Raw genomic sequence first — 12990 nt, forward strand, 5'->3', positions numbered from 1 at the left:
GGGCATCGCCGATATGCAGCACCGCCATCCTTTCCGATCGCCGCAGAGTCCACGCGAAGACCGGCTTCCGATCGTCAGCCTGCTGGCGTTGTCGATAGGAATCTTCGTCTCGCAGACGGCGGAGTTCCTGCCCGGGGGCCTCGTCCCTCCGATCGCCGAAGAACTCGATCTCGATGTCGGTCTCGTCGGTCAGATGGTGTCGGTCTTCGCCTTCACCGTCGTCGTGTCGACCGCGCCGATGGCCTTGCTCACCGCACGGATCGGCAGAAAGACTCTCGTGGTTACGGCGATGGCTGTCGTCAGCCTCAGCAACGTCGTGGTTGCCGCGTCACCGGGTTTTGAGGGCATCCTCGCCGGACGTGTCGTAGGTGCGCTCGCGCACGGACTCTTCTGGGCGATCGTCGCCACCTACGCCGTCGAGATCGTGCCGCGGGAGAAGCTCGGTCGAGCTATGGCCTTCACGACGGCCGGCGGATCTCTCGCAAGTATCCTCGGCATCCCGATCGGCAATGCGCTGGGTGAGGCATTCGGATGGCGGCAGGCGTTCATCGCCGTCGCGATCGTGGGCAGCCTCGTGACGCTCGTGTTGTGGCGCTGGCTCCCCCGCATCGAGACCACGAAGGGCAGGCGCGGATCGAGCCGCCTGAAGTTCGACCGCTCGGCACTCGGGATCGCGATGATCTGCATCCTGATCCTCATCCTGATCGTCGGGCAGACCAGTTTCGGCCCGTACACGACGCTCTGGCTCGAGGAGATCGCGGGTTTCGAGCGGGCGACCATCCCGATCTACCTTCTGATCACCGGAGTGGCCGGAGCCGTCGGCGCGATTCTCGCGGGCAACCTGTACGACCGATACCCCCGCATCACATTCATGGCATCGGGCCTGCTCCTGACGGCGGCACTATGCCTGCTCGCTGTCGTCGCCGACGACGGGTTCTCCCTCCAGCTCGTCGCGACGTCAGCATGCGTGAGCCTAGGTTTCGCTGGGCTTCCCATGATGCTGCAGGCCCGAATGATGCAGACCGCGTCACCGCAGATGAGGCGGATCGCTGGTGCAGTGCAGACGACGGTGTTCAACGTGGCCATCGGCGGTGGCGCCCTCATCGGCGGCTTCGTCGTCTCAGGCGCCGGGGTGGGGGCGCTGCCGTTGATCGCTGCCACAAGCGCCATCGTCACCACAGTCTTGGCTGCGGCATGGGACGCGCTTCGCCGCCGTCGACCCGCTGCCGATCAGGATGAAGCGCCCGGAGCCGATGAGCGGGCGATGCTCGCGATCAGCACCACGGGGTCGATCAGCCTGCCCGGGCGGTGAGCAAGGCGGTCTGAAGCACCGACAGCCATGCGATTGCGCCATTTCGCCGGGGAAGATACGCTCGCAAAGATGCCATCCATCAAGATGGTGTTTCAATTAGTCGAAAAGCGCATCCCCGAACGATTACGACTGGGCCCGCCACACGCCGACGACCGAGGACGCACATCATGGAACATCTCGACACCCGCCTCTCCGTTCACGAGCGTGTGAGCGCGCTGCTCGCGCGCATGACGACGGAAGAGAAGGCCCATCAGCTCACCGGCATCATGGCGTTCGATCTCGTGCGATCCGATGGATCGGATCTCTCGACCACAGAGCACACACTGACTCGCGTGTACTTCTCGCGGAGTTCCTCAGGAAAGGCCGGTGCGTGGAAATGACTGTTGCAGGTGTCGTGGGCCTCGGAACGATGGGCTCGGGGATCGTGCGCCTCCTGGCCCGCTCAGGCATCATCGTTCGCGGATACGACCCGCAGCCGGTCGCCGGCGATCGTCTCACCGATGAAGGACTGGCATCATTCACGACCACGACATCGATCGAGGACTGCGTGCACGGTGCGGACATCGTGTTCGAAGCGGTGCACGAGACTCTCGAGGCGAAGGCGCCCGTGCTGCGCAGCATCTCCGCCGCGACGAACGGAGTGATCGCGTCGAACACATCTACTCTCATGCCCAGCACGATGACGGGATTCGTCGATCGACCCGAACGCTTCCTCGTCGCTCATTTCTTCAACCCTCCGGAGATCGTGCCTCTGGTGGAAGTCATCCCCGCCCCGGAGACGAGTGAAGAGGTCAAGGAGCAGATCATGGAGATCCTCCGCCATCTCGGGAGCACACCTGTCCTCCTCGACCGCGAGTATCCGGGCTTCGTTGCGAACCGCCTGCAGGCCGCGATTCTGCGCGAGGCTCTACACCTGGTGGAAGAGGGCATTGTCTCCCCGGAGAACCTCGACGAAGTGGTCAGGACCGGACTTGGGCCGCGCTGGTCGGTCGCCGGACCGATAGGCGTCGCCGATCTGGGCGGGCTGGACATCTTCGAGCGAGTGTGCGCCGAACTCTTCCCGCGCTTGAGTAACGCGTCTCAACCCCCGGAGGCGCTCACGGAGCGCGTTGCGGAGGGAGACCTCGGAGCGAAGTCGGGCCGGGGGTTCTACCGGCACACGAAGGAAGCGGACGGAGAGCACTTCGACCAGATGGCCGCGCTCTTCGCGCAGCTGCGGAAAGGGAACTGAAAAGATGAATCGGAGCATGACAGTAGACCTCCTCGCAGAGGATCGCTATTCGCCGGTTGTAGACGCCTTCCGCGAGACTCTCCATGAGGTCGATCGCAGTGGTGCGGCCCTATCCGTCTGGGTGAACGGCGAGCCTGTGATCGAGGCGCGTGGTGGCACAGCAGATGCACATACCGGGCAGGCATGGCAGCGCGACACCCTCGCGGTGACCTTCTCGTGCACGAAAGGTCTGGCGGCCATCGCGATCGGTCGCCTTCTGCAGTCCGGGGCACTGGCGTCACTCGACATGCCGCTCGCGGAGATATGGCCCGAGTTCGGGGCGCACGGCAAGCATCGGGTCTCGGTCGGGGACGCCCTCGCGCATCGGGCGGGCGTCTCGGCGCCTCGCACCGACGTCTCCCTCGCGCAGCTGCTCGATGTCGACGAGTTCGCCCGGATCATCGCAGACCAGGAGCCACTGTGGGTCCCCGGCAGCTCACATCAGTATCACGCCGTGACGATCGGAGCGATCAGCGGGCAGATCGTCGCTCGCCTCACCGACCGATCACTCGGTGAGTACTTCGCCGACGAGATCGCCGGACCACTCCACGCGGACGCCTGGATCGGCCTCCCTTCAGACAGGGAGAGGGATGTGGCCCACATCATCCAGGCGCAACCGGCAGATCCGCCGTCTCCATCGACTTCCGACTCGAAGTGGCTGGAGAGAGCGATCACGCTGGGAGGCGCGCTACCGCTGGATCTGCTCGGACCGGGCCCAGGCTTCAACGATCGCGAGCTCCATGCCGCGGAGATCGGCGGTGCGGGCGGCGTGGCCAGCGCCTCCGCCCTCGCCAAGATCTGGTCGGCGACCGTCGCCAGCACCGACGGCGTCCGACTTCTCGAGGATGACACCGTCCGTTCACTGGCCCGATCCCGGAGCGAGGGCACACCGTTCTTCGACAACGGTCCACCCCCGTACCAGGCGTGGGGCGCGGGCGTCATGATCCCCTCGGGGTGGGACCCGTACTTGTCGCCTGCCTCTTTCGGCCACGACGGGGCCGGCGGGCAGATCGCGTTCGCCGACCTCGATGCGCGCGTCGGGTTCGCCTACGTGACGAATCGTGCCGGTGACATGGCACGCGGCATCAGCGTGGTCGATGCACTCAGGGAATCGCTCGCGTAGGGCTTCCTGCCTGGCCCTGCACCCCGTCACAATCGGCTCTTCTCAACGCCCGGGCTTGCGGAGTACGCGAGATCCTGGATACTCTGATTCAACGACTCGCAACGGCGTTTCATTAATTGGAATACGCGAGTCGGGTCCTGTTGCACCGCACCTGCAATTCCCGAAGAGAAGGACGATCGATGAAGATCAGAAGATTTGCCGCACTGACCAGCGCAGCCACCGTGACCGCACTCCTGCTTGCAGGATGCTCCGCCGGAGGCGGGAACGCCCCGGTCAGCGACGACGGAGAGGTCAGCGGAACGCTCACAGGCGTGTTCGCCTCGGCGTTCAAGGAGACCTACGAGGAGATCGCCACCAAGTTCGAAGAGAAGTACCCGGACGTCGACGTGAAGTTCGACTACCAGGGCGGCGACATCAACGCACTCGTCATGACGCAACTGCAGGGAAATACAGCGCCAGACATCCTGACGTCCTTCCCCGGCGGCGTCGAGGGCGACAGCTCCGACAACGTGATCCCGCTCGCCTCGACGGAACGGATCATGCCGCTCGATGTGAGCTGGGCAGACCAGATCCCCGCCGACTGGGAGAAGGACTTCGGCTACGACGGCAAGGTCTACGCGTATCCGGGCGCTTTCCAGCCGCTCACCTCGATCTACAACCAGACGAAGCTGGATGAGTTCGGACTGACTGTCCCCACGACTCTGGACGAAGTCCTGGCCCTGTGTGCGGATGCCAAGGAGAACGGCGTCTACGCCTATGGCCAGGGACTCGGAGACGCAGCCGGTGGCGGACCCCAGTTCCTGACCTACGCGCAGAACGCGACACTGGTGACCGGCCCGCATCCCGAGTTCGACGCCGGAGTCGCGACCGGCGACGAATCCTACCCGGGGTCGGCGTGGGTCGATCAGTTCGAGATCTACCAGCAGATGTTCGATGAGGGCTGCTTCGGTGAGGGCTCGCTTGGTCGCAGCCGCGACCAGGGAGCGACCGAGGTGGCGTCCGGCAACGCACTCGGCATCGTTGATGTCGGCGCCGTTCTGGCTTCGCTTGCCACGCAGGGGCCGGACAACGAATACGTGGTCGCTCCGATGCCCGCGACGAATGACGGCGACACCCTCGTCGCGGCCCTTCCTGGCTTCGTGACGACCATCAATGCGAACGCGAAGAACCCGACCGCCGCACAGGCATTCCTGGAGTTCCTCGGCGAGCCCGAGATCTCCGCGATCTACGCAGACGGTTTCGCCTCCGTCCCCGTGCTTCCCAACGACCAGTACACTCCCCCCGCATCGCTCGAGAGCTTCGCAGCTGCGGTGGCCGAGGGAACGACTGTGCCGCTCGGCGCCGTCAAACTCGAAGTTCAGGTCACACTGAACGAACAGCTGCAGGCGATGTTCCTGGGCGATTCGACTCCCGAGGACGTCGCCAAGAGCATGCAGGATGCAGTCGGCAAGTAGCGACACCGGCGAGACGGGGTGCTGCGATCTTTCGCAGCACCCCGTTTTGGTGTGCACACCCCCGACGTCTACACCCGCACCATCCTCCAGCCGTACTGACCCAGTACGACCCCACTGACCGCTTCCCCGGTGACGAAATCCGCTCCTGCGACGTCGAGCGAAACATCGTCCGTTCCGTGGTTGATCAGGGTCAGGACATCTCCGCGTCGGGCCACCTCCACCCACTCGCTCGCCACCTCGAACACAGCCTGAACGCCGGCGAGATCGGCGAGCCACCGGGTGATGGCGCGCATTCCGGCGTCGTCCGGCACTGACGCCAGATAGTGTGCGACGCCTCGCCCCGAGACACGACTCGTCAGCGCGGGCATGCCCGCAGTGCGACCGTCGGCATATCGTGCGTCGATGACGACCTGCTCGTCGAGCACCCGTATCTCTTCGGCAACGTATTCTCCTCGGACGACACCGAAGGGCGCGTCGATCATCGCAGCACGCTGCCCTGGCTCATCAGCGGAGATCGTGGTGCTGACCGCTGCTCCGGCCGAGTCCTGACTGGTGCGGACGGGTGGCGGCACCAGCGCGCCGAACTCCTCAACGCACACACCCAGGATGCTTCGGAGACCTACCTGGAACCCGCCGTCACGGAACGCGTCCTCAGCATCGACGATGTCGGTGAAGGGTGTGACCAGAAGGCGTCCTCCCCCGTTCACGAACTCCTTCAACGCATCGGCTCCATCATCAGTGAGCAGGTAGAGGTGAGGGACGATCACAAGCGCATAGGCGGAGAGATCGGAACCTGTGTGCACGAAGTCGACCGCGATGTTCTGCCGGTGCAAAGCGGAGTACCACCGCTGCACCAGTGCCAACCAATCGAGACGCACGGGGTGGTCCGGCTGCGAGATCGCCCACCAGTTCGCCCACTCGAATACGAGAGCGACCCGTGCGCCCGACCCCATCTCGCCGTCGTCCGTCGTCTTCGGAGGAAAGGCCGGAAGACTGCTCAGAGTCTGGCCGAGAGACTTCACTTCTCGCCAGGTCCTCGTCTCCAGTCCCGCGTGCGGCACCATGGCCGAGAAGAACTTCTCACTGCCCCGACGCGACTGGCGCCACTGGAAGAAAAGGATGCCATCGGCCCCGCGCCCGACGGCCTGCATCGACAGTGCCTCCATCTGACCTGGCGCCTTGGGCGCGTTGGTCGGTCGGAAGCTCACCACGTTCGTCGCCTGCTCCATCAACAGCCAGGGCGTTCGCGGCTTCAGCGAACGCATGAGATCGCGAGTGAAAGCTGCAGCGCGAAACGAGAACGGGTCGTTCGGCTCGAAGTAGTTGTCGTCGCTGACGATGTCGACCTCGTCTGCCCATGCCCAGTAGTCCAGAGGCTGGAAGGGGCCCATGAAGTTCGTTGTCACCGGCTGCGATGCTCCCGCCGCCTTGATGATGTCCCGCTCCATCACGAAAAGCTCGAGCAGGGTGTCAGAGCTAAATCGTCTGAAGTCGAGTACGCCCCCCGGGTTCACGCTGTAGGGCGATTTGCGCGGCGGCACGATTTCATCGAAAGACCCATATAGCTGGGACCAGAACGCGGTTCCCCATGCTCTATTCAGCGTGTCGATATCCCCGTAACGTCGCTGCAGCCAGAGGCGGAAATGCCGCGCCGCGTTGTCCGAGTAGTCGTAGGCGAGGTGACAGCCATACTCGTTGTTGACGTGCCACAACACCACTGCGGGGTGCGAGTGGTAGCGGTCGGCGATCGCCGTGACGAGGCGTGCAGCCAGTCGCCTATAGTCAGGAGAACTGGGGCTGTACGCCTGCCGACTGCCAGGCCAATAGGTCGAACCGTTCTCATCCTCAGGAAGAATGCCGGGGTACTTTTTCGCCGCCCAAGGAGGCGGCGACGCGGTGGCCGTCGCGAGGTCGACCCCGATTCCGTTCTCGTGGAGAAGGTCGATGATTTTGTCGAGCCATTCGAAGTCGAAGGTGTGCTCGTCAGGCTGGATCCGCGACCAGGCGAACACGCCAAGGGTGGTCATGGTCACCCCAGCCTCGCGCATCAACCGAACGTCGTCGAGCCACACGACTTCGTCCCATTGCTCGGGGTTGTAGTCTCCGCCGTAATACATCCGCTGTCAGCCTTTCTGTAGGAGGCGAAAAGTGCCTCGCGCTCTCAGGGCGTGTCGCGACGATGAGAATGCCGGCCGGGCCCGAATTCGAGGACGTCCACTCCCTCGGCCAAGCGAGCCACACTCCCCGCCGGGACGTCGATGTCGAAGGAGAGAGCCGTCGCAGTGCGAGACCACGAGAACGACGCCTCCCCGCGCGGGGTGCGATGCCTCAGGGCACCGCGCGTGAGCCGCGCATCGTCGATCGGATCCAGGTCGATCACACTCCAGCCCGGCGCGCCCGCGCGCATCCCTCCGACCCGCTGATACACCCAACTCAGTGCACCACCGAGGAAGTAGTGATTGCGCGAGCGGGCGTCGGCGTCCCAGGATTCCTTCATTGTGAGCTCGTCCTGGGCGAACCAGGCGCCCCACCCGGGAGCGGACGTCGTCGTCAAGACACGGACCGCGAGATCGTCTCGGCCGATCGAACTCAACGCGAACGGCAGATAGCGCGCGCCGATGGCACCGGCGTCGAGGTGGCCGCCCGTGCGATGCTCGACATCGTCTGCAAGCCCCGCCGCGACCGACCCGCGATGCTCGTCGGGGACGATGCCCAGCACCAGGGGCAACACATTGAGCGTCTGCCTGTATCCCACGCCCGGCACCGCGTAGTGCCCCACCCGAGCGTCGAAATACACGGAGTGATAGTTGGATGCGGTTCGCTGCGCGGCGCCGCTGAAGCGTGTCGCCGCGTCGGGTCGGTCGACGAGATCCATAATGCTCGCCGCATGCTGCAGAACCGCGATCATCATCAGCGTCGCGGTCGGTGCTGTTCCCTCAGGAGGAATCTGATGACCGGGAGAAAGCCAGTCCCCCCAGCTTCGGATCGGCCAGATACCTTCGCCTGCGATGGCGATCAGAGAATCAGCGTACCCCTCGACCATCGGAGCGAATCGTCGCAGGACCTCGATGTCCCCGGTCTCCCAGTAGACCTGCCACGGGATGAGCACGCTCGATCCGCTCCATGCCGGGTCTGCAGCCTCGCCGAATCCGGGCGTGGGCACGATCTGCGGGATCTCACCTGAGTCCGCCTGCGAATCCTCGTGGTCCTGCAACCACTTGATCCACAGATCCGTGATGTCGAAGCTGTGCAGCGCCGCCTCGGTCGCGACCATCGCGTCCGCAGTCCAGCCGTTCTTCTCATAGACGGGGGTGTCGGTCGGGATTCCCTGAAGGTTGTTGAGGAGCGTTCGTCCGAACGCGGCATCCGCCCAAGCCAGGATCGGATCATCGCAGTCGAACCAGCCGCGTCGCTCGACATCCGTGTGCATCGACACGGCGGTCGGGATCGATGCGGAAGCCCCGCCGCTCGTCTCGACGTCGATCCATCGGAATCCCCGGTAGCCGAATCTCGCCGACCATCCGGTCACCGAATCCTGGACATCGAAGCGGTGAGCGTCCAACTGGGAGACACCCGCGACCAGGGCATTCTCCACCGTCGCTTCGCCATCGATCGAGAGATACTCCCCATAGCGGACGGTGACCATGCCACCGGGCGGCCCCTGGATGTCGAGCAGCACCTTGCCGGTGATCACGGCGCCGAAGTCGTAGGTCGTCCGCGACCCGACGACAGTGGAAGAGACAGGCTGCAGACGACCCGTCTCCCGTGTCGGCTGCAGCGGCGATCGCTGCAGCACCCCTCGCGGGCCGACGATCTCGACCGCTGGCCGCTCGGGTCTCGAGTCGCCGACGGAAACCGAGATCTCGCCGCCGTACAGAGTCTCCTGCTCGGTCGCTCCGGGGGCGGCCCGCCAGCTCGCGTCGGTCCCGATGCCGCGCACGCCGTCGCTGTTCTGCCACTGGACGAGGACGTTCGCCATGGGCTCGGCGTGCCAGGGTGAAACGTGCCAGCCCCAGATGTTCGCGCCGCGAGCGGCGAACATGCCGCGACCCGCCTCAATGCTGAGCGAATTGCTGCCGACACGGAGAAGACCAGTGATGTCCCAGGTGCGGTACAGCACCCGTTTCGAGTAGACCGTCGGAGCCGGCTCGAGAAGCTCATCGCCGATGAGAGTCCCATTGAGCGAGATCCTCCCGTTGCCGAGCACGACGCCGGCAAGGAACGCACTGGTGAAGTCGTCATTCACGTCGAAGTCCCGGGAGAAGGTGGGGTTCGCCGCAGCGATCGTCTCCGCCGCCATGCAGCGCAGCCCCTCGACCCGTTCGCCCCCGATCCGCGCGATACCCGTGATCTGCAGCGGGCTTATCCCGTCATCCGTCGAGTCTCGGTCGGACGAACCCGTGTACCAGCCGACCGCTCCGCGACGACGCGTGAGTCTCAGGAGATAACGACCGGCCGGTGCGGGAGGGTCGAGCTCGACGAAGTGCAGGTGCCGATCCCAGATATGCTGCGGGCCCTCGACCACCCGGCTTCCCACGAGACGGCCTTCGTCGGTAAGCACCTCGAGCGCGAATGCGACATCTTCGAAGAGTCGACCGGTGAGGTCCGCGTGCACGGCGCAGAGGGGCCCGTCCACTGTGAACTCTTGAGAGAGCGGAAGGTCGTCGGCCCAGTCGACCCTCTCCCGCTGCGTGGATCTCAATGCTCGCGTCGACGCCGGGGTAGGGAGCGTGATCCAGGAAGACGTGCCCGCCTCGAGATCGTCTCCGATGCTTCGATCCGTGAGCCGGACTCCGGCGGTGGAAGTCAGAGGTGTCGATGAGATCTCGGTCACAACGGTCTCCACTGATCGTGTCTGAAGGGTGAGCGAAGGCTGTGCCGCACACCACCCGCCAGCGTACGACATGTCGACATATATGGAAACACGTTTACACTTATTGGAAATGAACGGAGTGCCAGGTCCCCGGCCACCACTCGCGGAGAGCGTCGCACGGGAGAACAACCATGGAACGGTTAGCCTGGACCAGCCTCCACGCTCCCCGCCGCCCAGCGGTTCGGGACGACCGACGCGGAGCACCACACAAGGAGAAATCATGACCGCCCCTCAGGACGAGGAACGCCTCGTCGGTGCCGACCGCGTTCTGGCGGTCATGATCGCCCTCTCCGAGCATCCCACCGGAGCCACTCTCGAAGAGGTGGCACACAGCGTGGGAGCAACGAAGTCGACAGTCCACCGCGCACTGGCCACGCTCCGCCGCGCAGGCCTCGCGACTCAGCTCGGTCGAGGCGTCTACATCCTCGGAGATGAGTTCTACCGAATCGCCTTCCGCAGCTACTCCCTGAGGCCCGAGGGGGTGCTCATCCAACCGGCACTGGATGAACTCTCACGCCGCTTCGGCGAAACGGTGCACTTCGCGGTGCTCGATGGGGTCGAAGTCGTCTACCGCGCGAAGGTGGACCCGCCTACCGGCGCGATCCGACTCACATCTGTCGTAGGCGGACGGAACCCGGCCCACGCCACCGGCGTCGGTAAGGTCCTGCTCGCCGAGACAGTGAACTCCGAGGACGAACTTCGCAGCCTTCTCGGCGATGAGTACCCGCAGCGCACGCCGGCGACGATCAACAGCGCAGAGAAGCTCTGGGCGGAACTCGAACTCACCAAAGAACGGGGCTACGGCGTCGACGACCAGGAGAGTGAGGCGGGCATCAACTGCGTCGCCGTTCCCGTACGCCTCGGCCCGGGCCTACCGCCGATCGGTGCGATCAGCATCAGCGGTCTGACCTTCCGCACCCCGCTCGCGCAGATGATCGCACGGCTCGACGAGATCAACTCCGTCGTGCACGACTACCGGGGCTCCAGCTCCGACTGACACCATCGCACCGCGGCGTCCGAGGCCATTCGGGCACCGATGTTTCGTCGCGCCCGATCCCGGCCCAATCCGATCCTCCGCGAGTCACCTGTCGATCCGGACGACTTGCAGGGACCGCTTTTGACGGCTACGCTAAATCAGCGATACGCAACAGCGTTTCAACTATTCGAATTAGTCAAGGGTGACAGAGATGCTCAGTACGCGTGAGGTGACCGACACGGAGATGCCGAGCCCCGCCAAGAAGGTCGAGCGCCGCCGCGGCCGATCCGTCGGACGCAGCTTGTGGTGGATGGCCCTCCCGGCTTTCGCCGTCTTCATCTACGTCCTGATCGTCCCGTCCGCTCAGGGGGTCGGCGCGGCATTCACGAACTGGTCGTTCGCCGTTCCCGATGCGGAGTTCATCGGGTTCGACAACTTCATTCGTGCATTCGAAGGCGACGCCGGTCCCGCGGCCCTGCGCACCCTGTTCATCGCCCTCATCGTGGTGGTGGGGCAGAACGTACTCGGCCTGGGGCTCGCACTCCTGCTGAACGGAAGAGTCGTCGGCCGCAACATCCTGAGGACCATCATCTTCGCGCCGATGGTCGTCTCGGCGCTCGTGGTCGGCTACCTGTTCAAGTACATCTTCGGCCCGCCTGGATACGGAGGGGTGAACCTGGTGCTGGACGCGATCGGGATCCCCCAGGTCGATTTCCTCGGCAACCCGACCACCGCGCTCTGGATCATCATCATCACGGTCATCTGGCAGTTCACAGGTTCAACGATGGTCATCTACCTCGCGGGCCTGCAGGGGGTTCCGCCCGAACTCGACGAGGCCGCAGCACTCGACGGGGCGGGCTACTGGCAGCGTTTCTGGTTCGTGACACGCCCTCTCCTCGCTCCGGCGGTCACCATCAACCTGATGCTCGGACTGATCGGAGGCCTCAAGCTCTTCGACCAGATCTTCTCGGTGACCGGTGGAGGACCCGGAGGTCAGACTCAGACGATCTCGACTCTGATGTACCAGATCTTCTCCCAGTACGGGGAGTACGGTCGGGCTTCCGCGATCGCGGTCGTCCTCGCCATCGCCGTCGGCGTTCTGGCATTCATCCAATTCAGCGTGCTGCGGCGACAGGAGCGGAACTCATGAAGACGACTCGTTCCAGCAGAATCACCACGAACGTGATGGCATACGGCATCACCCTGGTGTTCCTGATCCCGGTCTACGTTCTGGTGAACCTCTCGATCCGTCCGGCCGGAGATCTCACTCCCGCCATCATCCCGAGCGCGAATCCCACCTTCGACAACTTCATCGAAGCGTGGAACAGTTCTTCACTCCCCAGCGGCATCGTGACCAGCCTCATCGTCACCGCGCTCTCCTGCATCGTGGTCCTCATCCTCGGAACGATGGCGGCATACCCACTCGCCCGTTCGACGGCACGCCTGTCGACGACGACCTACTTCGTCTTCCTGGCAGGTCTCCTGCTGCCCTTCCAGCTCGCCACGATTCCTCTCTATACGCAGATGCGGGACATCGGACTGCTGGGATCGGTGTGGTCCCTCGTGATCGTGTACGCCGGCGTGCAGATGCCCTTCACGATCTTCCTGCTCACGACCTTCATCAGGTCCAGCGTGCCGTTGGAGTTCGAGGAGGCAGCTCAGATCGACGGCTGCTCCCCGCTCGGCACCTTCTGGCACGTCGTCGTCCCCCTTCTACGCCCCGCGATCGGCACGTGCCTCATCCTGAACAGCGTCGGAATCTGGAACGACTTCTTCACACCCCTCGTGTTCCTGGCCGGAAGCGGTCAGGTCACCATCCCGATGGCCATCTACCAGTTCGTCGGACAGTACGTGAACAACTGGCCACTCATCTTCGCGTCGCTGATCATCTCGATGATCCCGATCCTCGCTGTGTACCTCCTCTTCCAGCGGTACATCATCCGCGGATTCGCGGGCGGCCTCAAGGGCTGATCGCGCAGACG

General features: G+C 64.3%; 10 protein-coding genes. 8 read left to right on the forward strand and 2 right to left on the reverse strand.

Going from position 1 to position 12990, the window contains the following annotated elements:
* The first annotated feature begins 88 nt into the window (after positions 1–88).
* The 5 genes from ASF80_RS07920 to ASF80_RS07940 all read left to right on the forward strand — a co-directional run bounded on the left by ASF80_RS07920 (position 89) and on the right by ASF80_RS07940 (position 5159).
* The gene (locus ASF80_RS07920; protein ID WP_162239120.1) at positions 89–1312 is read left to right on the forward strand and encodes an MFS transporter; all 1224 of its coding nucleotides are present in this window, start codon (positions 89–91) and stop codon (positions 1310–1312) included.
* 167 nt (positions 1313–1479) lie between these two features.
* Entirely contained in the window at positions 1480–1692 is a 213-nt protein-coding gene (locus ASF80_RS07925) for a hypothetical protein (protein ID WP_056309583.1), read from the forward strand.
* Positions 1689–2543 (forward strand): 3-hydroxyacyl-CoA dehydrogenase family protein, encoded by an 855-nt coding sequence (locus ASF80_RS07930; protein WP_082488220.1) that lies wholly within the window; start codon positions 1689–1691, stop codon positions 2541–2543. Before ASF80_RS07925 ends, ASF80_RS07930 begins: the two co-directional genes overlap by 4 nt.
* Positions 2544–2559: 16 nt before the next feature.
* A complete protein-coding gene (locus ASF80_RS07935; protein ID WP_082488221.1) occupies positions 2560–3705 on the forward strand; it encodes a serine hydrolase domain-containing protein in 1146 nt (381 codons plus the stop codon).
* Between the two features lie 179 nt (positions 3706–3884).
* A complete protein-coding gene (locus tag ASF80_RS07940) occupies positions 3885–5159 on the forward strand; it encodes an ABC transporter substrate-binding protein (protein WP_056309590.1) in 1275 nt (424 codons plus the stop codon).
* Positions 5160–5227: 68 nt separating this feature from the next.
* Here the strand turns inward: ASF80_RS07940 and ASF80_RS07945 are convergent, their stop codons facing one another.
* Together ASF80_RS07945 and ASF80_RS07950 are read right to left on the reverse strand one after the other, a co-directional pair.
* A complete protein-coding gene (locus tag ASF80_RS07945; RefSeq protein WP_056309592.1) occupies positions 5228–7276 on the reverse strand; it encodes a beta-galactosidase in 2049 nt (682 codons plus the stop codon).
* 44 nt (positions 7277–7320) lie between these two features.
* Positions 7321–9795, reverse strand: coding sequence for a family 78 glycoside hydrolase catalytic domain (locus ASF80_RS07950; RefSeq protein ID WP_162239121.1), 2475 nt, complete (start codon positions 9793–9795; stop codon positions 7321–7323).
* A 457-nt stretch (positions 9796–10252) separates the two neighbouring features.
* On the opposite strand from ASF80_RS07950, the gene ASF80_RS07955 reads away from it, so the two are divergent.
* The 3 genes from ASF80_RS07955 to ASF80_RS07965 all read left to right on the forward strand — a co-directional run bounded on the left by ASF80_RS07955 (position 10253) and on the right by ASF80_RS07965 (position 12979).
* Complete coding sequence (locus ASF80_RS07955; RefSeq protein ID WP_056309597.1) at positions 10253–11029, forward strand: IclR family transcriptional regulator; 777 nt, start codon at positions 10253–10255, stop codon at positions 11027–11029.
* Positions 11030–11219: 190 nt separating this feature from the next.
* Entirely contained in the window at positions 11220–12158 is a 939-nt protein-coding gene (locus ASF80_RS07960; protein ID WP_082488223.1) for a carbohydrate ABC transporter permease, read from the forward strand.
* Complete coding sequence (locus ASF80_RS07965; RefSeq protein ID WP_056309599.1) at positions 12155–12979, forward strand: carbohydrate ABC transporter permease; 825 nt, start codon at positions 12155–12157, stop codon at positions 12977–12979. Before ASF80_RS07960 ends, ASF80_RS07965 begins: the two co-directional genes overlap by 4 nt.
* Positions 12980–12990 lie beyond the last annotated feature (11 nt).

Source organism: Microbacterium sp. Leaf159, from assembly GCF_001423615.1.
Classification (GTDB): Bacteria; Actinomycetota; Actinomycetes; order Actinomycetales; family Microbacteriaceae; genus Microbacterium.

What these genes read in the sequence shown, in the direction of transcription:
- ASF80_RS07925 (WP_056309583.1), top strand. Translation starts at nt 1,480, where the DNA reads ATGGAACATCTCGACACCCGCCTCTCCGTTCACGAGCGTGTGAGCGCG.
- ASF80_RS07930 (WP_082488220.1), top strand. Translation starts at nt 1,689, where the DNA reads ATGACTGTTGCAGGTGTCGTGGGCCTCGGAACGATGGGCTCGGGGATC.
- ASF80_RS07935 (WP_082488221.1), top strand. Translation starts at nt 2,560, where the DNA reads ATGACAGTAGACCTCCTCGCAGAGGATCGCTATTCGCCGGTTGTAGAC.
- ASF80_RS07940 (WP_056309590.1), top strand. Translation starts at nt 3,885, where the DNA reads ATGAAGATCAGAAGATTTGCCGCACTGACCAGCGCAGCCACCGTGACC.
- ASF80_RS07945 (WP_056309592.1), bottom strand. Translation starts at nt 7,276, where the DNA reads ATGTATTACGGCGGAGACTACAACCCCGAGCAATGGGACGAAGTCGTG.
- ASF80_RS07955 (WP_056309597.1), top strand. Translation starts at nt 10,253, where the DNA reads ATGACCGCCCCTCAGGACGAGGAACGCCTCGTCGGTGCCGACCGCGTT.
- ASF80_RS07960 (WP_082488223.1), top strand. Translation starts at nt 11,220, where the DNA reads ATGCTCAGTACGCGTGAGGTGACCGACACGGAGATGCCGAGCCCCGCC.
- ASF80_RS07965 (WP_056309599.1), top strand. Translation starts at nt 12,155, where the DNA reads ATGAAGACGACTCGTTCCAGCAGAATCACCACGAACGTGATGGCATAC.